Raw genomic sequence first — 24342 nt, 5'->3', positions numbered from 1 at the left:
AACGACCTGAAAGGGTAACGCCATGACACTTGATGATTTTCCCTGCCTGTTGCGCCAATCCGCGGCAGATGACCTGCCGGTGCGCGTGGTCCATGCGGTGCGCCCCGCGCAGGTGCCGCACCTTGCCGCACTGATCGGTGCGCCGGCGGCGGCCTTTGCGCATGATGCCGGTTTCGGTGCGACCCATGGCCAGGTGCTGCTGCTGCCGGGGGAAAAGGGCGTGGATTCGGCGCTGCTGGGATTGGGCGACGGGCAGGAAGGGGGGGCGTGCGATCCCTTCGTATCCGGTGTGCTGCCCGCGCGCCTGCCGGCCGGGGCGTGGCGTGTGCTGGCGCCGGCGGACGTGGCGGCGGATGATATTGTCCTTGGGTTCTGCCTTGGGGCCTATCGCATGCCTGCCTTCGGGCGCGCACGCTCCGAAGGTACGGCGGCGGCGCGTCTGGTCGTGACGGAACAGGCGATCGGCGCGGCACAGGTGGCGGCCTGCATGTGTCAGGCGCGTGACCTGATCAACACGCCACCCAACCTGATGGGGCCTGCCGACCTTGCGCACGTGGCGCAGGACACCCTGCTTCCGCTTGGCGCGCAGGTGCGCGTCATCACCGGGGATGCGTTGCAGGCCGCGTATCCGACCGTGGCGCATGTCGGGATGGGATCGGATCGCCCCGCCTGCGTTGTCGTGGCCGAATGGCGTGGCAGCACGGCGGACGCGAATGCGCCGTTGCTGTCGCTGGCGGGAAAGGGGGTGTGTTTTGATACCGGCGGGTATGACATCAAGCCCGCCTCCTCCATGTTGCGGATGAAGAAGGATATGGGCGGTGCGGCGCTGATGCTGGCCCTGGCGCGTCTGGTCATGCTGCGTGATCTGCCGCTGCGGCTGGAACTGCGGCTGGGCTGTGTTGAAAACAGCGTGTCGGGCCATGCCATGCGGCCGTCCGACGTGATTGTCACGCGGTCGGGTCAGACGGTGGAGGTCGGAAATACCGACGCCGAAGGGCGGCTGGTGCTGTGCGATCTGCTGAGTGAGGCCTGCGACTCCGCCCCCGACCTGCTGCTGGATGCCGCGACCCTGACGGGGGCGGCACGGGTTGCGCTGGGGCCGGACCTGCCCGCGCTGTTCAGCAATGATGATGCCGTGGCGGCGCACCTGCTGGCGGCGGGGGATATGTGCGCCGACCCGATGTGGCGCCTGCCCCTGTGGGATGGGTATCGCGAATGGCTGCGCAGTTCGGTGGCGGATATGAACAATATTTCATCCCGACCCATGGCGGGGGCGGTCACAGCCGCCCTGTTTTTGCGGAATTTTGTCAAAACTGATGTGCGCTGGGCTCATATCGATACGTATGGGTGGAATGATTCTGCACGGCCCGGTCGACCGGAGGGTGGAGAAAGTCTTTGTTTAAGAGCGGCTTACGGAGGAATATTAAAAATATTTAATTTCGAGGACAGAATAGGACACTGATGTAACGATCCGATCCGGAAACTAATTTGCATTATGCGACTTATATATGCCGTAATTGCCAATTATATGTGCAACACCATCTTATCCCATGTCGGCGGGGCGCAGAGTCTTCGTGCCAGGGTCGGTCATGGATAGCAAAACAAGGATTGAAATGATGGCACAGTCATCAGGTTCGGATTCGATGATTAACACCCTGCGCGATACCATTGTCTCCATGGTGCGCCGCGATGGCCCGGACCTGTCCGCGCGCCAGCTTGGGGTCTATCTCACCTGCTATCTGCAGGACGGGCCGCATACGGTGCGTGGCCTTGCGGCGGACCTCAACGTCTCCAAGCCCGCGATTACCCGTGCGCTCGACCGGCTTGAGGACCTGCGTCTGGTCAAGCGTGTGCGTGACCCGATGGATGGCCGTTCGGTCCTGATCTGCCGCACCCCCGATGGCAAGACCTCGCTGCGTGAACTGGCCGCCATCGTGAACGAGGTCGGCGCCCCGCAGGACCGCGAGGCCGAAGCCCCCGTGCGCAAGGCACGCGTGCGCCGCATGGACGAACGCCTGCGTCGCGCGGGCTGATAGCGGGTCGTGTCATGGCCGTGGGGGTGTGGAACCTGAACCCCCGTGGCGCATTATGTCATGGCTATGGTCCTTATGACGGCAACGGAAGCAGGAGAATTCAATGATTCGTATGGTAACCCGCGCGGCGGCTGTCGCCCTGATGTCGATGCCCCTTCTTGGTGCCGCCGCGTATGCTGACGATGCACTCGGGACGCCTGCGGGACGTGTCACGATCAAGGTCCAGTCCGCCGATATCGGGATTGGCCGGACATGGGGGTCGGGGCGCCTGACGTTCCAGCACCATACCTATCGCTTCCGTATTGATGGGGGGTCCATCGCGGCTGTCGGATATTCCAAGGTCACTGGCAGTGGCGAGGTCTATAACCTTCATGAGGTGAAGGATTTTGAAGGCAGTTATGCCGCAGTCAATGGTGAGGCGACGGCCGGCACGGGTGTTGGTGGCATCGTGTTAAGCAACCCCAACGGCGTGAAGATCAAGCTGGTGACGCAGAGCAAGGGCGGACGCCTTGCCGCGGCGGCACAGGGCATGAAGATCACGCTTGTCAAATAACCTTAAGGCCACCAAGGGCAGGATGCGTCCATAACCTGCTGGAACAATGATGTTCCGGGGGGGGCGTCGTTGAAACAGGCGGTGGCTTAAAGACGCCGTCTGGATCTGAAAAAGCGGCGTGTGGCAACCGTATCACGATGCATGTAACAGGGACCAGCCATCCGGGCCGGTCCCTGTTTTTGTATCGGGCCTGTATGTCGGTGCAGGTTGTCTTAGAGACTGTTTGAAAAGTCATACTCGATAACATACTGAAATTATAAAGGTTTTTGGTGAAGTTTTTTCCAAAAAGCTTCGAAAGACGCCGCCTTTCTGAAAAAAGGCAGCACCCAGAAACTTTTCTTGTTTTTTATCAACGGCGTGTTTTCAAATGGTCTCCTGCCAAGGTTGCCTTACCACCGGCCCACATGATGGGTGCGGGCACGGTGCCGGACATATCCCATCCAGACGACCTGCCCCGTCCCGGCAAGGGTGAAGGCAGCCCAGAGGGGGAGGGTCCCCTGCCGCAGCAGCCATGCCAGCAGTCCCCCCCACAGGCACATTGCCCATGCCAGCGGCGCCAGCACTGTGCAGGGCAGGCCGCTGCGATGGGCCACCTGATACAGGTGGCCCCGGTGGGCCGTAACAATCGACTCGCCCGCGCGCCAGCGCCGCACAAGCGTGAAGATCACATCACATAACAGCCCGGACATCAGCAGTGGCACGATCGCCCATGCCGTGCCGCCATCGTGCGCCAGCATAAGCCCCAGCGTCCCCAGCACCATTCCGCATCCCTGGCTGCCGACATCACCCATGAAAATCCGGGCATTGGGAAAATTGAACGGGATGAATCCGGCGGTTGCGGCGGCCATGCTCCCGGTGATCGGCGTCATGGCGGTGGCCATCGCGGCGGGTGCCAGCCATGGCAGCATCAGGCACGCGCACAGCGACGTGCCGGAAACAAGGCCATTGAGGCCATCCATGAAATTCACGCAATTCGCCATGAAAACCAGCCATGCGACACCGCCGAGGGTTGTCAGTGGGGATGTGTAGGCAGGCAGGCAGGCGACGATCATCATGGCGGCGGCGAACTGTGCGACAAGTTTCAGCGCAATGGGGCGCGTGTGCAGGTCATCATACCACGACACAAGGCAGAGCAGCGCCAGCGCGCCAATAAAACCCCCCGTGGCGGGACGCGCTGATGCCGGTCCCCATATCGTGCAGGCAGGGGCGAACCCGGCCATGAATGCGGTCATGATGCCGATACCGCCGCCGGTCGGGATGGGGGTGTCATGGGCGCTGCGCGCGACGGGATGATCAAGTACCCGCACATGGATCATCATGCGTACCAGCAGCACGGAAAATGCCCAGACCACCACGAACAGGAATGATTTCTGCATCATGGGGCCGACTTTACGCTTTGGGACATGATCTTTCCTTTGGGCGCTTTCGTTGCTGGGCTATAGGGGGAGGGGCAATGGTTGTGCAATCCCTCAGGCCTGACGCGTTGGTCCATCGGCTTCTTACGGTCCGGGCGATCGTGGTGAACGTTGTGCTTGATTTCTGTATCGGGGCCTGCGCCGTGCCGTGCGCACAATGGCTGGACCGTCCAGGTGTCGGCATGGCTTCGTGGGGGTGGCATACGATGCTTTCCGGTGGCATCGCGCTGCTGGCGGCGGGCCTGCCCTTTCGCATTGCGCAGCAGCACTGGCGGTTTTCCGGGGCCGCGGATTTCTGGCGGCTGGCGTGGGCTGCTGCACTTGCCGCCCTTTTTCATGCAACGGCAATGGCGCTTGTCGGGCACGGGACGGGGGCGCCGGCCTTTCCCGTCATCCATGCGCTTGTGCTGCTGGTCATGTTGGTGGGCAGCCGCCTGACATACCAACGCTGGCGGCTGTGGCGGCAGCAACGCCGCGCGCGCGCGGGACAGGTCGGGCAATGCCGGGTCGTGCTGGTGGCTGACGGCCGCAGTGCAGACCTGTTCATGCATGCGGCATCGTCAGCCATGGCCGTGGCGGGCATGGTGGTCAATGGCGCGCACCGCCGGGGGCGGCGTATCCACGGTGTGCCCGTGCTGGGCACCGTGGATGAACTTGATGCGGTGCTGGCGCGGTTGTGCCAGGGCGGGCATGTGCCGTCACCGATGTTGATCGTGGACCCGCGTTGCACGGGCGCGGCACTGGCCGCCGTGTTGCGCACCGCGCAGGCGCATGGCGTGCAGGTCCGTCGCATGCCCGATATCGCCGCGATCACCGCCCCGGAATGGAGCGAGCTTTATCCGGTCGAAATTGAGGAACTGCTTAACCGTCCCCCCGTCACCCCCGATTTCGGGCGGCTGGCGGGGATGTTGCGGGGGCGGCGTGTGCTGGTGACAGGGGCCGGGGGGTCCATCGGCACGGAACTCGTGCGGCAGATCGCCCGCTATGCGCCCTCCAGCCTGATCCTGCTTGATAACGGGGAATATGCGTTATGGCGCATTGATGTGGACCTGTCCGAACAGGCCCCCCGGGTGGAGCGCCATATCGTGATCGCCGATGTGCGTGACCCACGGCGGATCGAACAGGTATTTGCGCAGTACCGGCCCGAACTGGTCTTTCACGCCGCCGCCCTGAAACATGTCCCGATGGTGGAGGACAACCCGTGCGAGGGGTTGCTGACCAATATAGAGGGCAGCCGTGTGGTGGCGGATGCGGCACGGCGGCACGGCGCGCGTGCGATGGTGCAGATTTCAACCGACAAGGCGGTCAATCCCTCCAGCATCATGGGCGCGTCCAAGCGTGTGGCGGAAATGTACTGTCAGGCACTCGACATCATGGCGCGTCGTGATGCGACGGACATGCGCTGCATCACGGTGCGTTTTGGCAACGTACTGGGGTCGGCGGGTTCGGTCGTTTCCCTGTTCCGCCACCAGATCGAACGTGGCGGACCGCTGACAATTACCGACCCGGACATGGAACGTTATTTCATGACCGTGGCCGAGGCCGTGGCCCTTGTGCTGCAGGCCAGCGCCTGCGGGCTGGACTCTCGGCCCGGCGAAGGGGAGATCGACGACATGTTGCGCATGGGGGGGATATTCGTCCTCGACATGGGACAGCCGGTGCGCATTGTCGATCTTGCGCATCAGATGATCGTGCTGGCGGGCCTGCGCCCGGGACAGGATATCGACATCCGCTTTACGGGTGCGCGACGGGGGGAAAAACTGTCGGAAGACCTGTTTCACCAACGCGAGGTGCCGCGTCCCACCGGCTATCGCGGATTGCGCATGGCAACGCCGCGCACGGTGGACCTTGCGCTGGCGACCTCTATCATGGATGCGATTGTAAGGGCGTGCAGGGCAGGTGATGATTGCACCGCGCTTGCGCTGCTCAAGGAGCTTGTGCCTGAATTCGTCCATATGGGACATCATGGCGCCCCCATGGCGTCAGCCCGACAGACCGACTGTGAAAGGAATGCGTCATGACCTCCCCGGCTGAAAAACCGATTGGTTTTCTGGACCTGGCCCGACAGCAGGACGAAATCGGCCCCAACCTGCGCGCCCGTATTGATGCGGTGATGACGCATTGCCGTTTTGTCATGGGGCCGGAGGTGTCCGAGCTGGAGGAACGGCTGGCCGCCTATGCCGGGGCCGCCGCGTGCGTGGGCGTGTCGTCGGGCACGGATGCGATCCAGATCGTCCTGATGGCCGAAGGTGTCGGTGCGGGTGACGCCGTGTTCCTGCCTGCCTTTACCTATACCGCCACGGCGGAGGTGCCGCTTGTGCTGGGGGCGACGCCGGTTTTTGTCGATGTGGACCCCCACACGTTCCAGATCGACCCCGCCAGCCTGCGTGCGCGCATTGCCGATGTCCGCGCGCAGGGCAGGTTGCGCCCACGTGCGATCATCGGCGTGGACCTGTTCGGGCAGCCCGCGCCATGGCCGGAACTGCGTGCCATCGCGGCGGAACAGGATATGTATCTGATGGCCGACTGTGCGCAGTCCTTTGGCGCCAGCCTGTCAGGCCGCAAGCTGGGACGGGAGGCCGCGGCGACAACATTGTCCTTTTTCCCGTCAAAGCCGCTGGGTGCGTATGGCGACGCGGGTGCGATCCTGACCGATGACCCCGAGCGCGCAGAACTCTACCGCTCCCTGCGCAGTCATGGGGAAGGCAAGACCCGTTATGAGGTCCTGCGCACGGGCATGAACGCGCGCCTTGATACCTTGCAGGCAGCGGTGCTGCTGGCAAAGATGGAGTGTTTCGACGCGGACCTGCGCCGCCGTCGCGAAATTGCCAGTGCCTATGACGCCGGCATTGCGCAACGGGTCGTGCCGCCCGCGCGCGTGCCCGACAGCGAATCGGCATGGGCGATCTATTCCGTGCTGACGCGCGATGCGCAGGACCGCGCGGCCCTGCAGGAACAGATGAAGGCGCGCAATGTGGCGTCCGCCGTCTATTACCCCCTGCCGTTGCATCTGCAGCCTGCATACCAGCCGCACCATGATGGCGTGTCCCTGCCTGTGGCGGAGGATCTGTCACGCCGTATCCTCGCCCTGCCATTGCATCCGCAGTTGACGGATCATGATGTGGGCCGGGTTGTGGCCGCCATATGCGGGGCTGCGGGCGGCTGATGCGGGCATTGTCGCGTGTCTGTCCTGACATCGGCAGGCTGGTCGCGGGCGGGGCATTTGCGGTATTGGATCACGGTATCGCGGAATACCGCGTGATCCGGCAGTGATGATGGGGCGTGCGTCCGCGCGTCCCGTGGCACACGGCGCATACCCACGCGCCAGGGAGAACAGACACATATGAGACGCGAGACAGCCCTGCTGATCGGGTTCCTGGTCATCACGATTGGTACGGCCGCGGGGCTGTGGTCGTTGGCCATGCCCAATTTCCATCCGCTGACATTCCCGCAGTTACAGTCAGGGACCATGTCGGTCGGCCCGATGCGCAAGGACCGTGTGCTGACCACGGCGCAGGTCAAGATGCTCAATGACTGGCTGGCGGGACACAGGGCCGGCTGGGGTCCGCTGGGTCAGACCCCGCCGTCGAGTGGGGATGCCGTCATGGAAATGCAGGTGGCGCATGTTGACAATGCGTCGGGCGCACCTGCGGATTCCGGGCCGTTCCGCATCACCCTGTGGACAGGGATCAGCGCGGCGGACTGGAACAACACCGTCTTCATCGAGGAAAAGCCCGGCGCGGTCATCCGTATCCATCATTTCAATGACAAGGATTTTGGCCCGCTGCGTGAACTGGCGAACCAGTTCGACTATCCCCGGTCCGCATTTCCATGAGTGTCGTGCCGCCGGGAACCCGGGCACTGATCTTCGATTGTGACGGCACGCTGGTTGATACGCTGCCGCTTTACCTGCGGGCATGGATGACAACGCTGGAGCAGGTGACGCGGCGGCCCATTTCGCGTGAATGGTTCCGTGGGCAGGGCGGCATGTCCGAACACATGGTGCTTGATATCGTCGAAGACAGGCTTGGCGGTGCGGTGGACCGGGAGCTTATTATCGCGACCGCCCGGCGCAGCCTGCATGAGATGCTGGTGGACCTTGAGGAAATCTCCGCCGTGGCGGCCATTGCGCGGGAATATCATCGCCGCCTGCCGATGGCTGTGGCTTCCAACGGGTCACGCCAGATCGTGCAGGCGTCTTTGGTGCGGGTGGGGCTGGATCACCTGTTTGATGCCATGCTGACCATTGATGACGTGGATAAGGGCAAGCCCGCGCCCGACCTGTTTCTGGCCGCGGCGAGCAGACTTGGTGTCGCGCCAGCGCATTGTTTCGTATTCGAGGACAGCCGTGAAGGCATGACCGCCGCACGCAATGCGGGCATGGCCTTCGTCGATGTTGCGACACTGGCCTAAGGTGCTGATAAAATTAGCTTTATGAAGCTACCTGATAAGCTGACCCGATAAAAACGGACCTTATTGGGCGTCGCCTCCTTGTCCGTGAAGGCGACGCCCCTGTCTTCGTGTATCCCTGTATCCTCAGACCCGTTCATCATCCGACAGTTGCGGCGTGGCCCGGTCCATCATCGCCAACAGCGCCGCCGTCAGCGGGGAGGCAAGGATAAGCCCCGGAATGCCAAGGATCGTGCCGAAGATCGTCTGGGACAGGATGGTCAGGCCCGGCGGCATCTTTACCGCGTGACGCTGGATCAGGGGGGCCATGACATTTCCTTCGAAAAACTGGATGGCCGCATACAGGCCCAGCACGGTCAGCCCTTCGCGCGTGCCCTGTGATAGTCCGATCAGCACGGCGGGCACCGCCCCGACAAAGGCCCCGATATAGGGGATGAAGTTCGCCAGTCCCGCCACGACGCCCAGCGCCAGAGCAAGCGGGACGCCAATGATCCACAGCCCGATGAATGACAGCAGCCCCACGACCGTCATGTCCAGCGCCTGTCCCGCCGTCCATGCCCACAATGTCTGTCCGGCCGTCAGCAGCAGGTCGCGCGTGCGCATGCGGTATTCACGTGGCACCAGACGCAGCATGCCATTGACATAGATTTCGGGCGAGATCGCGAAATAAAGTCCGGCAATCAGGATGACCGCCAGAGTGCCGGCCGCGCCAAAGGCGGAGGTTACGAACCCCGTCATGGACCCTGCGATGGACCCGAACCCGCTGCCGCCGGAGGAATGTTCGTTACCGCCAAATGAAGAGGGCAGGTTGTCGAGGATCATGCGTCCGGGTGTGCTGTCGTCCATGCGATCGCGCAATGTACGGGCCTGTTCGCTCAATGCGGCGCGCAGGCGCAGCGCCTGTTCCGAAATTTCCGGTCCACTGCTCCAGATCAGGGCCGTCAGGGCGGATATGATGATCAGCACGACGATACTCAGTGCGACCCAGTAAGGCAGGCGCGTGCGTCGTTCCAGATGCCCGGCAAGGTTGTGCAGGATGACAGCCACCAGCGTCGCGGCGAACAGTACCATCAACACATCGCCCACCAGCCAGATCGACACCACCAGCACCGTGACCGTCAGTGCAAGGCGCAGGAGGTGGTGTATGCGGGCAAGCTGTTCCGCCTGCGGGTCGGCAGGGGGGGCATTGTCCGTCACGTCAGCGGGGGCCTGCTGCTCCGACCCGGTATCATGATCGGCGTCCTGATCGGTATCAGGGCAGGCGGCGTGCTCTGTCGTGGAAGGGACCATAAGATATCCATGGGTTGGTGAATGAAAGGATGGGGGATCGGAACCTGATTGCCCCGTGATGCGCAAGGGGCTTCAGGTCAAACGCACAAGCCTGCCGGATGCCGTAAGGGGCCATGATTTTTTTTGCATGGTGTTGAAGATCACAAAAAGAGCATGGCGTGCATATGTCGTCGGGACACACATGCAGCCCTGGAATGAAGGAAGCGTATAGGAAACCGCCGGAAAAGCCCGCACATGGGAAAAATCATGAAAAGGTTTTCCGCTTTCGTCTTGTGTGCGGCGGCAATCTGCCCCGGCGCGTTAAAAAAAAGCGCCATCAGACAGTTGTGTGGTTTGGGGCATGGTCCAGTGCCAGTGCCAGTGCCAGTGCCAGTGCCAGTGCCAGTGCCGGGGCCAGTGCCGGGGCCAGTGCCGGGGCCATGGTGTTTCGGTGTCGCATGGTCCCTGCATGTTGCGGTGCGGTTATTCCGTCCCGGCTTCCTCCAGTTCCGTTTCCGCCGCCAGCCAGTCTTCCTCCGCCGCTTCATGGTCACGGCGCAGGGCGGCAAGGCGGGTATTGAGCTTTGTCACCTCATCCGCGCTGTTCGCGGCTTCGTACAGGGTGGGATCGGCAAGGCGCGCCTCGACCTTTGCCTGCTCGGCCGCTAGTTTCGTCATGCGGGCTTCCGCATCGCGGATGCGGCGGCGCAGCGGGGCCAGCGCCTTGCGTGCCTCGGCACGTTCGCGTCGGTCCTCGCGCCGGGGGGCCGCGGCGGGACGCGCACTTTCCCCACCAGAGGTCACGGCGCGGGCGCGTTCGATCAGCCATGTGCGATATTCCGTCATATCGCCCTCGAACGTGCGCACCGCGCCATCGCCCACTAGCCACAGCCGGTCGGCCACCAGTTCGACAAGATGGGGATCATGGCTGATCAGCAGCACCGCGCCCTCGAATTCCGCAAGCGCGCGGATCAGCGCATCGCGTGCATCAAGGTCGAGATGGTTTGTCGGTTCGTCAAGGATCAGCAGATGCGGCGCATCGCGCGTGGCCAGCGCCAGCAGAAGGCGCGCCTTCTCCCCCCCCGACAGGTCGCGCGTCACCGTTTCGGCGCGCGCGGCATCCAGCCCGAAACGTGCCAGTTGCGACCGCACCGCCACCGGGGTCGCATCGGGCAGGGCGCGGGCCATGTGATCGACCGGGGTTTCGTCGGGGCGCAGCTCTTCTGCCTGGTGCTGCGCGAAATAGCCAACGCGCAGGCGCGGGCTGTGTGACATCGTGCCCGATTGTGGCGCCAGCCGCCCGGCCACCAGCTTGGCAAAGGTGGATTTGCCATTGCCGTTCGCGCCAAGCAGCGCGATGCGGTCTTCCATGTCGATGCGCAATGTCAGGTGCGACAGGATGGTGGTGTCGCCATACCCCACCGATACCCGGTCCATCGTCAGCATCGGCGGCGGCAGGGGGGAGGGTTCGGGAAAGGAGAACTGACTGGGCGCATCCTCCACCACCGACTCGATAACCGGCAGCTTTTCCAGCGCCTTCAGCCGTGCCTGCGCCTGTTTTGCCTTGGTCGCCTTGGCGCGGAACCGGTCCACAAAGGATTGCATGTGCGCACGGCGCGCATTGATGCGTTCGGCCATGCGGGCCTGTTGCAGGGCCTGTTCGGTGCGGATGCGCACAAACTCCTCATACCCCCCGGGGGTCAGCGTCAGCTTGCCGCGGTCAAGGTGGGCGATGGCGTCCACCGCCCGGTCCAGCAACCCGCGATCATGGCTGACGATCAGGGCCGCACCGCCGAACCGCGCCAGCCACCCCTCCAGCCACAATGTCGCTTCGAGGTCGAGATGGTTGGTCGGTTCATCCAGCAGGAGCAGGTCGGGGTTGAGGAACAGCGCCGTCGCCAGCGCCACGCGCATGCGCCACCCGCCCGAAAAGTCAGACACCGGCCGTGCCTGTGCCGCCATGTCGAATCCCAGCCCGGACAGGATACCCGCCGCGCGTGCAGGTGCGCTGTGGGCGTCAATGGCGCGCAGGCGTTCATGGATGTCGGCAATGCGCATCGGGTCGGTCGCGCTGTCGGCCTCTGCCAGCAGGGATGTGCGTTCTGTATCCCCCGCCAGCACCGTGTCGAGCAGTGATCCATGCCCGGTGGGCGCTTCCTGCCGGATGCGCGCCATGCGCGCGCGCGAGGACAGGCGTATGTCCCCGCCATCGGGTGCGATATCCCCCGCAATCGCCGCCAGCAGCGTCGATTTTCCCGCCCCGTTATGCCCGACCAGCCCCACCTTGCGGCCAGGATCAATGGTCAGGCTGGCCCCGTTCAGAAGGGTGCGTCCAGCAATACGCAGGGTCAGGTCGGTTATGACAAGCAGGCTCACGAAACGCGGTACTCCGGGAATATGTGGCGCGGATGGCAGGATTCGTCACGGTAGTACCTACCAGTCCTGACCGATATGCTCTAGATGGCGTGAGGCAGGGACACTTGCCCTTCGACGGGCATCCTGTCCTGTCGAACCAACGTATTTGAGTTAAGGAGCCAGTTCCATGGCCGTCGAACGTACCCTTTCGATCATCAAGCCCGACGCGACCCGCCGCAACCTGACCGGCAAGATCAACGCCGTGTTCGAGGACGCGGGCCTGCGCATCGTGGCGCAGAAGCGCATCCAGTTGACGCCCGCCACCGCTGGCGCGTTTTACGAAGTCCACAAGGAACGCCCGTTCTATAACGATCTGGTGTCCTTCATGGTCTCCGGCCCGGTTGTCGTGCAGGTGCTGCAGGGCGAAAATGCGGTGGCCAAGAACCGCGAAGTGATGGGTGCCACTGACCCGAAGAAGGCCGAAGCCCACACCATCCGCGCGCAGTTCGCCGAAAGCATCGAAGCAAACTCCGTCCATGGTTCCGACAGCCTGGAAAACGCGAAGAACGAAATCTCGTTCTTCTTTGCAGGCACCGAAATCCTGGCCTGATTGTCCATTCGGACATCAGTGGGAAAAGCCGGCAGGAATGCCGGCTTTTTTTATGCCTGCGGGGATCGGGACACCATTTTGAAAGCAACCCATTGATAAGGAACGGGATAAATTCAGGCGTGCCCTTGCCCTTGCCCTTGCCCTTGCCCTTGCCCTTGCCCTTGCCCTGCCGGAAAGGTGATATCTCTCAAAGCTCTTTGAAAAAAGCTTCACCAAGAGCGTGTTTGAAAACAAGTCATTGATAAAAAAGAAAAGTTTTTGGGTGCCGCCTTTTGATCGAAAAAGGCGGCGTCTTCTGAAGCTTTTTGGAAACAGCCTCACCAAAAAACATTTGTAATTTCAGGATGTTATTAAGCCTGACGTTTCAAACATCTTCTGAAAACTTTATACCCATTCCAGCAGGTTGCAGGCCCTTACGCTTCAAACCGTCTCTTGGGCCATATTTTCCATGGCCTCCTGGAGGTGGTTTTTCACACGCACAGCAGCGCATCGGCCGTCGCTTCGGGGTGGGTGTCAGGCCTCAGCACACGACGCAGTGCCGCCGGATACAGCAGGTGTTCCTGTGTCAGGATGCGTGCGGCCAGGCTGTCTGGCGTATCGCCGGACAGGACCGGTACCGCCGCCTGGCCTATGATCGGGCCTTCATCCATCACTTCCGTAACCAGATGCACGGTGCAGCCATGCAGCCGCACCCCCGCCTGCAGGGCGCGTTCATGCGTGTGCAGCCCCGGGAACGATGGCAGCAGGCTGGGATGGATGTTGAGCATCCGCCCCGCCCATGCCTGTGTCAGGAACGGCGTCAGCAGGCGCATGTATCCGGCAAGGCATACGACCTCCACCCCCGCATCGCGCAGGGCGGCGTCGATTACACGTTCGTGCGCCGCGCGTTCACGGCCAAAGGTGCGGTGGTCGATCGCCTTGGTCGCAAGCCCTGCGGCCCGCGCGGTCTCCAGCCCTGGCGCATCGGGGTTGTTGCTGATGACGATGGCGATGCGTGCGGGATAATCCGGTGCCGCACACGCCGCGATCAATGCACCCATGTTGCTGCCACGCCCGCTGATCAGGATACCGATCGGGCGTTTCGTCATGGCCGTCATCCTCAGGCGCCCGCGCCTGCCGTGCCGAAAGCAGGGTCTACCTTCATTTCCAGCGATGCCGCGGCTTCCGCGTCCTCGGCGGCATCGATCCGGCCGATGATATGGGCGCTCTCCCCGGCATCAAGCAGATGCTTCATCACCGCTTTGGGCTCGCGTGTCACCAGTATCATGCCAAGGCCACAGTTGAAGACACGCAGCATCTCTTGCGTTGAGACCTGTCCCACCTGCGCCAGCCAGTCGAACACGGGCGGCACAGGCCATGTGGCGTCGATCACGGCGCGCAGGCCATGGGGCAGGACGCGCGGCAGGTTGCCGGGCAGGCCGCCGCCGGTAATGTGCGCCGCCGCCTGCAACAGGCCCGCACGGTGCAGGTTCAGGACCTGATGGACATACAGCTTCGTCGGCGTCATCAGTGCCTGCGCCAGCGTCTGCCCGTCCGCGAAGGGACATGGCGCGTCCCAGGCCAGGCCAGAACGTTTCACGATGGCGCGCACCAGCGAAAACCCATTGGAATGCACCCCCGCCGATGGCAGGCCGATCAATGTATCCCCCGCGCGGATATCGCGCGGCAGCAGGGCGTCGCGCTCGGCCGCCCCGACCGAGAACCCGGCAAGGTCATAATGCCCGGCGGCGTACATGCCCGGCATTTCCGCCGTCTCCCCCCCCACGAGGGCACAGCCGGAGCCGGAGCAGCCAGCGGCGATCCCGCGCACCACCTTGGCCGCATCCTCCACCGACAGGTGCCCCGTTGCGAAGTAGTCGAGGAAGAAAAGTGGTGTCGCCCCCTGTACCACCAGGTCGTTCACGCACATCGCCACCAGGTCGATGCCCACGGTTTCATGCAGTCCGCTTTCAATCGCGATCATCAGCTTCGTGCCGACGCCATCGGTGCATGACACCAGCACCGGGTCGGTAAAGCCCGCCGCCTTCAGATCGAACAGGGCGCCGAATCCACCCAACCCGCCCATCGTGCCGGGGCGGTCGGTCGCGCGGGCCGCGGGCTTGATCACCTCCACCAGTGCGTCGCCTGCGGCGATGTCCACGCCCGCATCGCGATAGGTCGCGCCCGCGGCTGCATCCGCGGTGCCGGTGGACGGAGGGGTGGGGGAGGAAGAAGCAGCGGAGGTCATGCGCAAGGGCCTTCATCGTCAAACTATCGCTTCCCCGGACTCCCGCACGCAGGCTATGGAGGACGCAATGGATGCGACAGCATTGGGGTCAATACGGTCTTTGCGCTTCTTTACGTCAAGCCGGGGCCGGGCTCCAAGCGGTGGTTGGGCGCACGGGCCTGAAAACGGAGAAAATGCCGATCCGCGACACGATCGGGCAGCTTGTGTTGCCCTTTGCGCACATGCAGCACTTCACGCGCGCGGATTTCGTGGCCGCGCCGTCCAATGCGGTTGCGCGCGCATGGCTGCTTGGCCGCACGGCATGGCCGGACCGGCGGCTGGCGCTGTGGGGCGCACGGGGATGTGGCAAGACACACCTGCTTGAAATCTGGGCGGCGGAACATGATGCCGTGCTGCTGTCGGGGGCGGATCTGACGTGCGGGGATGTCGCGCGCCTGTTCGGTGCGGGGCGCGGGTCCGGGGTGGTGGCGATTGCGGTGGATGATGCCGAATGCTGCGCGGATGAACGTGCCGTTCTGCATCTGCTTAACGGTGCGCGCGAACATGGCATGGCCCTTGCCCTGAGTGGCCGCCGCCCGCCCGCGCGCTGGCCCGTGACGTTGCCTGACCTTGCCAGCAGGTTGCGTGCGACCATGGCGGTGGAGGTGCGCCAGCCAGAGGATATGTTGCTGCGTGTCGTGTTGCTGCGCCTTCTGGCGGAACGCCAGATCGTCGTCGCCCCCGCCATCGTGGACTGGCTGCTGCCCCGCCTGCCACGCACCGCCGCGACCATGCTGGAGGTTGCGCGGCGGCTTGACCATGCCACCCTTGCCACGGGACGGGCGGTGACACGTGCGATGGCGGTCGGGGAACTGCATGACCTGCTGACGCACGATCCACTGGCGCACGATCCGGTCATTACGGACCCGGCTGTAACGGGCGGCGTGGAATAGCCCGTCCCCTCTGGTCAAGGTTCGAAGTGCTGTCCTAGTGTGGGCGGACCTGTTTTCCGGCCATGCCTGTCCCCCTGCGGTGGCCCCCAATCGGGAGATCGAGTTCCTTGTCCAGACCTCCGCGTAAGTCAGCCACCACCACCCCGGCGGCAAAGGACGCCAAGGCCGCGCCGCGTCGTCCCGCCACGCGCCGCACGCCGCGCGCCCGGACGACGCGCAAGGAGCCCCCGGCCGCACAGGCGCTTGTGGTGCATGACGCCGTGCCGGAACCGCCATGCCCGGACCTGAACTCCCCCGAACGTTTCATCAATCGTGAACTGTCATGGCTCGACTTCAACCAGCGCGTGGTGGACGAGGCGGATAACCCGCGCAATCCCCTGCTGGAGCGGGTGCGATTCCTGTCCATCAGCGCCAGCAACCTTGACGAATTCTATTCCGTGCGCGTCGCGGGCCTCGTGGGGCAGGTGCGCGAGGGGCTGATTACGCCTTCGCCCGACGGGATGACCCCCGCGCAGCAATTGCTGGCGGTGCGTGACCGTACCGCCCGCCTGCTGCATGAACAGCAGCGGATCTGGCGCGACCTGCTGCATGAACTCTCTGGCGCGGGCATCGTCTTGTGTGACGAGGACCAGCTTGATACGGCGGAGCGTGAGTGGCTGGACACATGTTTCATGGAACGTGTGTTCCCGGTGCTGACGCCGCTTGCGATCGACCCGGCCCATCCGCTGCCGTTCATTCCCAACATGGGGATCGCGCAGGCCCTGCGCCTGATGAATGCCCGCACCGGGCAGTTCGTGATGGAGGCATTGATCCTCCTGCCCGCGCGTATCGAACGTTTCATCCGCATGCCCGATTCCCTGTCGCCACCGGGACAGACGCGCTTCATCCTGCTTGAACGTCTGATCGTGATGTGCATCGGCCGCCTGTTCCCCGGTCTTATCGCCGGGGAATGGGGCGTGATGCGTGTCGTGCGTGACACGGACGTGGAGTTCGAGGACGAGGCGGAGGATCTGGTCCGTTCGTATGAAAGCGCGCTCAAGCGCCGTCGTCGCGGGGTGGTCATCCACCTTGATATCGAGGCGCGCATGCCCGAGGATCTTGCCCGTTCGATGGCGGCATCACTCGACGCCCCCCCTGATGAGGTGCTGGTGCAATCCGGGCTGATCGGGGTGGTCGATCTGAAGCAGATGATCGTCGATGACCGGCCCGACCTTCTGTTCCCGCCCTATACGCCGCGTTTCCCTGAACGGATCATTGATTGCGGGGGCGACTGCTTTGCCGCCATCCGTGCGCGCGACATGATCGTGCATCACCCGTTCGAAAGTTTCGATGTGGTGGTGCAGTTCCTGCGCCAGGCGGCGCTGGACCCGGCGGTGGTGGCGATCAAGCAGACGCTGTACCGCACGTCGCGCGACAGCCCGATCGTCAAGGCCCTGATCGAGGCGGCGGAGGCAGGCAAGTCCGTTACGGCAATGGTCGAACTGCGCGCGCGTTTTGACGAGGAGGCGAACATCCGCCTTGCCCGCGCGCTGGAGGCGGCGGGCGTGCAGGTGGTCTTTGGCTTCTCCGACCTCAAGACCCACGCCAAGCTCAGCCTCGTCGTCCGGCGCGAGGGCGGCACGTTGCGGTCTTATGCGCATTTCGGCACCGGCAATTACCATCCGATTACCGCGCGTATCTATACCGACCTGTCGTTCTTTACCTGTGATCCCGAACTGGTGCGCGATTCGGCGCGGCTGTTCAATTACATGACCGGCTATGCCATGCCCGCGCGGATGGAGGCGATCGCGTTTTCGCCTGTCACCATCCGCTCCACCCTCAATGACCTGATCGAGGCGGAAATCGCGCATGTGAAGGCCGGGCGGCCGGGGCGCATCTGGCTCAAGATGAACTCCCTTGTCGATCCGGGACTGATCGACAGGCTGTATGCGGCGTCATGCGCGGGGGTGCATGTCATGGCGGTGGTGCGCGGCATCTGCTGCCTGCGTCCCGGGGTGCCGGGGCTTTCGGAAAATATCCGGGTGAAGTCGATCGTGGGGCGTTTTCTTGAACATGCGCGCATCTATGCCTTTGGCAACGGGCATCGCCTGCCGTCGCGCAATGCGAAACTTTACATCTCATCGGCGGACTGGATGGTGCGCAACATGGACTGGCGTGTCGAAAGCATGGTGCCCATGCGCGACCCGGCGGTGCATGCGCGCGTGCTGAACCAGATCATGATGGCGGACCTGAAGGACAACCTGCAGTCATGGATATTGCAGCGCAATGGGGTATGGAGACGGCTGGAGCCGGGACGCACGCCGTTTTCGGCGCACGAATATTTCATGGAACATCCCTCTGGCGGTGGACGTGCCCCCGGTGATGGCGGTATCCGCGTCAGCGCATCCCAGCCGTGGCATACGGAGCAGAGTATTGAGGATTGAGGACACAGCGTCATGGTCGGCATGAACATCATCCCTGACGTTCCCACCCCCGCCACCATGGCCGGGGGCCCGGCGTGAGCGGCGCATCGGGGCAGGACCGTTCCGCCGTCATCGACCTGGGTTCGAATTCCGTGCGCCTGGTGGTGTTTGACGGGATTTCGCGTAACCCCATCCCGATCTTCAATGAAAAGGTGGTCCTGCGCCTTGGCCGTGGGCTGAACGCGACGGGCCTGCTGAATGAGGAGGCGGTGCCCATGGCGATGGAGGTTATGGCCCGTTTCAACGCCATTGCGCGCGGCATGGATGCCAGCCCGTTTGAGGTGCTGGCCACCGCGGCGGTGCGTGACGCCACCAACGGGCCGGAATTCGTCGCGGGCCTGCGGTCGCGCCTGCCGGGTGTGCCCATCCATATCCTGTCGGGGGAGGAAGAGGCCGATTATTCCGCGACAGGTGTTTTGTGCGGGATTCCTGATGCTGACGGACTGGTGGCTGATATTGGTGGGGGGTCGCTTGAGCTGATCCGCCTGGTGGCGGGGCAGAAGCTGAATGCCTGCACGCTGCCGCTTGGGGTTATCCGGCTTAATGACCGGGCGCAGGGCGACCTTGCACAGGCACGGCAGGTTGTGGACACCGACCTGTCACAGATCGGCTGGCTTGATGATGTGCGCGGGCGTTCGCTGTATCTTGTGGGGGGCGGGTTCCGTGCGCTTGCGCGGTTGCAGATCGCGCGTACGTCCTATCCGCTTAATATCGTGCATCTGTATGAACTGGGTTCGGATCCAGCGCGGGAGATGGCGGACTGGATCATCGGGTCATCGCGCCGGACGCTGGAACGCCTGCCCGGTGTCCCGCGCAAACGGCTGGAGGATGCACCGTTCGCGGCGACGGTGCTGCGTCGGCTGATCCGCCGGTTACAGCCCACGCGCCTCGTCTTTTGCGTCGATGGCCTGCGAGAGGGGTGGTACATGCGCAAGGTCGCAGCCGCCGTGGCGGATATGGACCCGCAGGAAGCCGTCGCGCGTGAAATGTGCGCAAGGTTGGGCCGCAGCATGACGCTGCCGATGCGTCTTGCGACATGGACGGCCCCACTTTTCCCAGGGGAGGGGGATGTGGCGCGCCGCCTGCGCCATGCCGCGTGCTGGATGTCGGATGTCGGTTCGTATGACCATCCCGAATACCGGGCGGAGCAGACATATCTGCGGATACTGCGCATGCAGGGGGTGGGCTTCACGCATGAGGCCCGCGCCTTCCTCGCCCTGACGCTGGCGATCCGGTACGGTGTTGACATGACGACCCCCTGCCTCGAACCGTCGCGCCTTTTGCTTGATGAAACGCAGTTCGCGCGGGCGCAGGTGCTGGGTCAGGCGCTGCGTCTGGCCTACAGCGTCAGTGGCGGGACGGATGCGTTGCTGCGCGGGACGGAACTTGTGCTGGATGATGGTGGCCTTGTCCTGCGCTTTGCATCGGGGCGGGCCGTGGTGCAGGGGGAAAGCGTGCGGCGCCGCCTTGAACGGCTGGGCGCCAGCCTGTCCATTGCCACACGGATCGAGGAAAGCGCCTGATTACGGCGGCCTTGCAGGCGTAAGGGATTGTTTGAAAACAGATCATTGATAAAAACAAGCAAAGTTTCTGGGGGCCGCCTTTTTTCAGAAATGCGGCGTCTTCTGAAGCTTTTTGGAAACAGATTCTCCAAAAAACTTTATAATTTCAGTATGTTATCGAGACTTACTTTTCAAGAAGTCTCTAAGTAAATGGCAAAGGTTCGTGGGACTCCTGCTGAAACCTGTGCCATTGCGATCAATCAGTCATGCATGGCGGAGGGATGATGCTGCTGGTGCGCGGTGGAACGGTGGTCACGGCCGAGGCGTCATTCAGGATCGACATCCTGTGTGGCGATGATGGGGAGATCGCCGCGATTGGTCCCGCGCTTGACATCCCCACCGGATGCGATGTGCTGGATGCGGGTGGTCTGCTGGTGATGCCCGGCGGCGTGGATCCGCACACCCGCATCGGGCCGGATGAGCAACGTATCGCGGCATTGGCGCCTGTCCTGCTGGCGGCGGGGACGACCACGGTGATCGAATGTGTCGGCGGGCCGCGTGGACGTGGCATGCGTGCGGCATGGCAGGACTGGCGGCGTGGCTGGCGGCATGCGGTGCGCGGTGGTGGCGTCGATTTTTCGGCGCATATGGTGATCGGACAGTATGACGGTGATGTCGCACGCGGCATGGCGGAGGTGACGCAGGCATGTGGCGTGAACTCCTTTCGCCTGTCCTGTGGCGGGGAAATGGATGACACGCAGGTCATGGGCGTGATCGACCATGCCATGGAACTTGGCGCGTTATGTGCGCTCGACGCGCATGGGGGGCTGGTTGCGGCCTACCTGCGCGCGGGTCTGGACCGGGCCGGAATCGACAGTGCGGAGGCACAGGCCCTGTCCTGCGCCGCACCGGTCGAGGGCAGCGGTATCGCCCGTGCCATCATGATGGCAGGCATGCTGGGCGCGCCGGTCCATGTCGGGCCGGTTTCCACGCGCGACGCGGTTGACGCCATTACGGCTGCCCGCCTGCGCGGGCAGCGTGTCAGTGCGGAGGTGCTGCCCCGGCATCTTGTGCTGGATGGGGAGGGGGATGAGGTCTTCCCCGGCTGTGACGCACTGCCACCCCTGCGTGACGGCGCGCAGCATGCCGCATTATGGGGTGGGCTGGCGTCGGGTATGCTGGGCATGAGTGCGAGTGGCGCCGGGGCTGACGGGGGCCTGGCGGGGGAGGCATGCATGCCCGACCTTGTGGGACGCATGGGGCTGCTGTGGCATCATGGTGTTCGTGCCGGTCGCCTGTCAGCGGAGGATTTTGTCGCCATGACCTCCGCCAATGCGGCGCGTGCATTTAACATCTATCCCCGCAAGGGGGCGATCATGGTGGGGGCGGATGCTGACCTGCTGCTGTGGGATGCGCACGGTGCTGCGCATGTGCTGTCGTCATGTTACGGCGCGCCGGTTGTCTCTGGCGCGGTCGTGCATGTGGTGCGCGGTGGCGTTGTGGCGTACTCGGCAACGCAGGCGTGCGTTGCGGGTGGGGGACGGCATGTCGATCGCCCCTGTTTCGGGCGTGACCTTGCGCCGCGCGTCCGGCGCAGGGCGCATCTGGCGGCGCAGGGATGATGGTGCGCCTCATCTTTCGCGTATCATACTTCCGCTCGCGGTCCCTTTGGTCGTGGTGGGGAATGCGGTCATCATTCGCAGGGTCCGTGTCATGTCGTGGGGCCGGGGGCGCGCCACATGCGGCGCTGTCCGATGGGGGGATGCGCGTGATGGTGGTGCGGCCTTCGGGATGGTGGGATGGCGTGTGATGCGTGATGGTGGAACGATAAGGCCATGTCGTCATGCGTCATGGGTGGTTTCGGATATGGTCGTACCGTCTGTCGTGGTCGGGTGAAGGAAATGCCGTCATGAATGAACCCGTACTGCGCACCCCGCGCATGATGCGCCTGCACGCCCGGGGAATTTCCTATTTCAACGCCGTGCGCGAATGCCGCTCCATCCGCGAGGCGGCGCGCCGGCTGAACGTTACCCCGTCCGCCCTGACCCGGCAGCTTGCGCAGATGGAGGCGGAAGTCGGCGCGCCGCTGTTCGATCGCCTGCCCGAAGGCATGGTCCTGACGGAGGTGGGGCGCATCATGGCGCGGCACATCGTCACCGTCATGCAGGATGCCGCCCGGACGGAGGAACAGATCAACGCCCTGTCAGGTCGGCAGGACGGGCGGCTGCGCATCATGGCGGTGGAGGGGGTGACGGGGCAGCTTCTGCCGCCGCTGCTGGAACGGATCACGCGGATGTATCCGGCGGTGGACCTGAATGTGGAAATCGGATCACCAAAAAACATCGTCTCCGCCCTGCAGGATGGCAGCGTGGATCTGGGCATTGCGTTTTCACTGGCCCTGTATCCCGACCTGCGGCGTGTCGCGGTGGCGCATTTCCCGGTGGGTGCGGTGGTGCGCCCCGACCATCCCGTTGCCCACCTGCGTACTGTCACGATCGAGGAATGTGTCCGCCATCGCCTGATCCTGCCAACGCGCACCCTGTCGCTGTACCGTGTCATGGAACCGATGCTGCGCCCATGGCATGAACATCTGCATGTCGTGCTGCATACCGGGTCGATCGAACTGACCAACCGCATGGTTGCCGCGGGCAGCGGACTTGCGTTCCAGTCGCCGCTTGCGGTGGAGATGCAGGCCGGGCACGAAAGCCTGTGCCATGTGCCGTTGCGGGATACACGCGCGGTGACGGACCTTGGGGTTTATGGGCGTGAATCACGCTGGCTGCCGCCATTGCTGGAAACGGTGATCGAGGAATTGCGTCAGGAACTGCGCCGTATCCAGGGCGTGGGCGATGAGAAGGTCCTCTAGCCCGGGGCCTGCGTTCCCGGCCTGCTGTTCTGTTTTTGGAAACAGAATGGTCAGATCATTCTACTGGACGAAACACCTGCCCCCCTGATTACACTGTCCCATCAACGGTGCGGTTGGGGGGACAGCCTATCATGGCGTCGGGGGACGCCATGTCCGCTGCATCGGTAACGACGCGAATGCCAATGGACGCGAATACCAGTGGGCGCGAATGACAGTGGGACAGGCAGATGACGATGCACGGACATGACGGCGCGGATGCACGCGATGGGCTTGATGCGCTGCGCAGGGCCGTGCGGCGTGACCTTGGGGTTATTGGCTATCCACGGCGCGAATGGGTGCCGCCGCGCCATCATGACGGGCGACGCGTGCTGGATGTCGCGATCATTGGCGCGGGACAGGGCGGCCTGGCCACGGCTTTCGCCCTGAAACGTGGCAGCATCGACAATGTGCAGGTATTTGATCGCGCCCCACGCGGGGGCGAAGGGCCGTGGGTCACGTTCGCCCGCATGATTACCCTGCGCACGCCCAAATATGTCACCGGCCCCGACCTTGGCGTGCCCAGCCTGACGCCGCGTGCGTGGTTCGAGGCACGTTATGGGGCGCAGGCGTGGGAAAAGCTCGATAAGATCCCGCGTCAGGACTGGCAGGCCTATCTGGACTGGTATCGCGATGTCCTCGACCTGCCGGTGGCCAATGACCACATGTTCGAAGGGGTGACGTGGGAAGACGGCTTGCTGCGCCTGTCATTTTGCACCTCAGCGGGCGAGAGGCGGGTCCATTACGCGCGCAAGCTGGTGCTTGCGACCGGGATCGAGGGGGGCGGCGAATGGCATGTTCCTGCCTTCATCCGTGAAAACCTGCCGCGCGCGCGTTTCGCCCACACATCGGAAACGATTGATTTCACGGCCCTGAAGGGCAAGCGCGTGGGCGTGCTGGGGGCGGGGGCTTCGGCATTCGACAACGCGGCCACCGCGCTGGAGGCGGGGGCCGGGTCGGTCACGCTGTGCCTGCGCCGTCGCGCCATCCCCTCGGTCAACCCGTATCGCTGGATGGAAAATACCGGTTTCCTCGCCTATTTCTACGCGCTGGAGGATCGGCTGCGCTGGGGCTTCATGCAGCGCATCTTTGAACTGAACCAGCCCCCGCCGCAGGACACGTTCTGGCGGTGCCGCCGGCATGCGAATTTCGCCTATCATACCGGCTGTCCATGGGATGACGTGCGGATGCGCGGGGATGAGGTTGTCGTGCAGACCCCCCAGGGCGAGATGACGTTTGATTTCGTGATTATCGGCACCGGTTTCACGGTGGACCTGTCACGCCGTCCCGAAACCCGTTCGTTCGCGCATGCAGTGGCCCTGTGGGGGGAGCGTTATACCCCACCCGAGGACGAGGGAAGTGCCGTATTGGGCAGCTATCCCTATCTGGGGGAGCGGTACCAGTTCATCGCCCGCGATCCTGCCGACCCGCTGGCGCCGATGCTGGCGAACATCCATAATTTCACGTTTTCCGCCACGCCGAGCATGGGGCTTTCGGGCGCCTCCATCAGTGGCATGCGCTTTGGTGTCGAACGTCTGGCGCAGGGGCTTGGGCGGGATCTGTATGTCGCGGACGGGCAGGCCCATCTCGACAGCCTGCTGGCGTATGACACCCCCGAACTGATCAGCCTTGACCCTCCGGCCTGTGATCCCGTCTAAAAGAAGGCGCTAAC

Annotated in this window: 21 protein-coding genes; 15 read left to right on the top strand and 6 right to left on the bottom strand. The window is 63.6% G+C overall.

Going from position 1 to position 24342, the window contains the following annotated elements:
* Positions 1-22: 22 nt before the first annotated feature.
* From IFJ82_RS12100 to IFJ82_RS12090, 3 genes are all read left to right on the top strand, one after another.
* Positions 23-1462, top strand: coding sequence for a leucyl aminopeptidase family protein (locus IFJ82_RS12100; RefSeq protein WP_192264763.1), 1440 nt, complete (start codon positions 23-25; stop codon positions 1460-1462).
* Between the two features lie 127 nt (positions 1463-1589).
* Entirely contained in the window at positions 1590-2033 is a 444-nt protein-coding gene (locus IFJ82_RS12095; protein ID WP_371861420.1) for a MarR family winged helix-turn-helix transcriptional regulator, read from the top strand.
* Between the two features lie 106 nt (positions 2034-2139).
* A complete protein-coding gene (locus tag IFJ82_RS12090) occupies positions 2140-2586 on the top strand; it encodes a hypothetical protein (RefSeq protein ID WP_040511652.1) in 447 nt (148 codons plus the stop codon).
* Positions 2587-2975: 389 nt separating this feature from the next.
* Here the strand turns inward: IFJ82_RS12090 and IFJ82_RS12085 are convergent, their stop codons facing one another.
* Positions 2976-3965, bottom strand: a complete 990-nt coding sequence (locus IFJ82_RS12085) for an MraY family glycosyltransferase (RefSeq protein WP_192264761.1) — start codon at positions 3963-3965, stop codon at positions 2976-2978.
* A gap of 74 nt (positions 3966-4039) precedes the next feature.
* Between IFJ82_RS12085 and IFJ82_RS12080 the strand changes: the two genes are divergently transcribed.
* The 4 genes from IFJ82_RS12080 to IFJ82_RS12065 all read left to right on the top strand — a co-directional run bounded on the left by IFJ82_RS12080 (position 4040) and on the right by IFJ82_RS12065 (position 8414).
* The gene (locus tag IFJ82_RS12080) at positions 4040-6022 is read left to right on the top strand and encodes a polysaccharide biosynthesis protein (RefSeq protein ID WP_062808705.1); all 1983 of its coding nucleotides are present in this window, start codon (positions 4040-4042) and stop codon (positions 6020-6022) included.
* The gene (locus IFJ82_RS12075; protein WP_075594984.1) at positions 6019-7167 is read left to right on the top strand and encodes a DegT/DnrJ/EryC1/StrS family aminotransferase; all 1149 of its coding nucleotides are present in this window, start codon (positions 6019-6021) and stop codon (positions 7165-7167) included. Before IFJ82_RS12080 ends, IFJ82_RS12075 begins: the two co-directional genes overlap by 4 nt.
* A gap of 177 nt (positions 7168-7344) precedes the next feature.
* Complete coding sequence (locus tag IFJ82_RS12070) at positions 7345-7836, top strand: hypothetical protein (RefSeq protein ID WP_003618250.1); 492 nt, start codon at positions 7345-7347, stop codon at positions 7834-7836.
* Complete coding sequence (locus tag IFJ82_RS12065; RefSeq protein WP_192264759.1) at positions 7833-8414, top strand: HAD family hydrolase; 582 nt, start codon at positions 7833-7835, stop codon at positions 8412-8414. The genes IFJ82_RS12070 and IFJ82_RS12065 overlap by 4 nt, the downstream gene beginning before the upstream one ends.
* 123 nt (positions 8415-8537) lie before the next feature.
* Here IFJ82_RS12065 and IFJ82_RS12060 read toward each other — a convergent pair whose 3' ends face one another.
* The 3 genes from IFJ82_RS12060 to IFJ82_RS12055 all read right to left on the bottom strand — a co-directional run bounded on the left by IFJ82_RS12060 (position 8538) and on the right by IFJ82_RS12055 (position 12056).
* The gene (locus IFJ82_RS12060) at positions 8538-9701 is read right to left on the bottom strand and encodes an AI-2E family transporter (protein WP_192264757.1); all 1164 of its coding nucleotides are present in this window, start codon (positions 9699-9701) and stop codon (positions 8538-8540) included.
* A 316-nt stretch (positions 9702-10017) separates the two neighbouring features.
* A complete protein-coding gene (locus IFJ82_RS15910; protein WP_275403442.1) occupies positions 10018-10140 on the bottom strand; it encodes a hypothetical protein in 123 nt (40 codons plus the stop codon).
* A 23-nt stretch (positions 10141-10163) separates the two neighbouring features.
* Positions 10164-12056, bottom strand: a complete 1893-nt coding sequence (locus IFJ82_RS12055) for an ABC-F family ATP-binding cassette domain-containing protein (protein ID WP_075594982.1) — start codon at positions 12054-12056, stop codon at positions 10164-10166.
* Positions 12057-12222: 166 nt separating this feature from the next.
* Between IFJ82_RS12055 and ndk the strand changes: the two genes are divergently transcribed.
* Positions 12223-12645 (top strand): nucleoside-diphosphate kinase, encoded by a 423-nt coding sequence (gene ndk, locus IFJ82_RS12050; protein ID WP_003618259.1) that lies wholly within the window; start codon positions 12223-12225, stop codon positions 12643-12645.
* Between the two features lie 470 nt (positions 12646-13115).
* Here the strand turns inward: ndk and purN are convergent, their stop codons facing one another.
* Positions 13116-13742 carry a phosphoribosylglycinamide formyltransferase gene (purN, locus tag IFJ82_RS12045; protein ID WP_062808707.1) on the bottom strand — a complete coding sequence of 209 codons (627 nt, stop codon included), beginning with the start codon at positions 13740-13742 and terminating at the stop codon, positions 13116-13118.
* A gap of 2 nt (positions 13743-13744) precedes the next feature.
* Positions 13745-14872, bottom strand: a complete 1128-nt coding sequence (gene purM, locus IFJ82_RS12040; RefSeq protein ID WP_192264755.1) for a phosphoribosylformylglycinamidine cyclo-ligase — start codon at positions 14870-14872, stop codon at positions 13745-13747.
* Positions 14873-15045: 173 nt separating this feature from the next.
* Here purM and IFJ82_RS12035 point away from each other — a divergent pair, with 173 nt between their 5' ends.
* From IFJ82_RS12035 to IFJ82_RS12005, 7 genes are all read left to right on the top strand, one after another.
* Entirely contained in the window at positions 15046-15804 is a 759-nt protein-coding gene (locus tag IFJ82_RS12035; RefSeq protein WP_192264753.1) for a P-loop NTPase family protein, read from the top strand.
* A 107-nt stretch (positions 15805-15911) separates the two neighbouring features.
* A complete protein-coding gene (locus IFJ82_RS12030; RefSeq protein WP_003618266.1) occupies positions 15912-18227 on the top strand; it encodes an RNA degradosome polyphosphate kinase in 2316 nt (771 codons plus the stop codon).
* Between the two features lie 74 nt (positions 18228-18301).
* Positions 18302-19789, top strand: coding sequence for a Ppx/GppA family phosphatase (locus IFJ82_RS12025; RefSeq protein ID WP_003618268.1), 1488 nt, complete (start codon positions 18302-18304; stop codon positions 19787-19789).
* Positions 19790-20034: 245 nt separating this feature from the next.
* Complete coding sequence (locus IFJ82_RS12020) at positions 20035-21390, top strand: amidohydrolase family protein (RefSeq protein ID WP_192264751.1); 1356 nt, start codon at positions 20035-20037, stop codon at positions 21388-21390.
* On the top strand, positions 21314-21664 hold the full coding sequence (locus IFJ82_RS12015; protein WP_192264743.1) for a hypothetical protein: 351 nt from the start codon (positions 21314-21316) through the stop codon (positions 21662-21664). Before IFJ82_RS12020 ends, IFJ82_RS12015 begins: the two co-directional genes overlap by 77 nt.
* A 13-nt stretch (positions 21665-21677) precedes the next feature.
* Positions 21678-22634 (top strand): LysR family transcriptional regulator, encoded by a 957-nt coding sequence (locus IFJ82_RS12010; protein ID WP_192264741.1) that lies wholly within the window; start codon positions 21678-21680, stop codon positions 22632-22634.
* Positions 22635-22861: 227 nt separating this feature from the next.
* Positions 22862-24328, top strand: a complete 1467-nt coding sequence (locus IFJ82_RS12005) for an NAD(P)-binding domain-containing protein (protein WP_192264739.1) — start codon at positions 22862-22864, stop codon at positions 24326-24328.
* The last annotated feature ends 14 nt before the right edge of the window (positions 24329-24342 follow it).

It is taken from the genome of Novacetimonas hansenii (assembly GCF_014843995.1).
Taxonomy (GTDB): domain Bacteria; phylum Pseudomonadota; class Alphaproteobacteria; order Acetobacterales; family Acetobacteraceae; genus Novacetimonas; species Novacetimonas hansenii.
The sequence above is the reverse complement of the archived record's forward strand: the minus strand, read 5'-3'. Positions and strand labels throughout refer to the sequence as shown.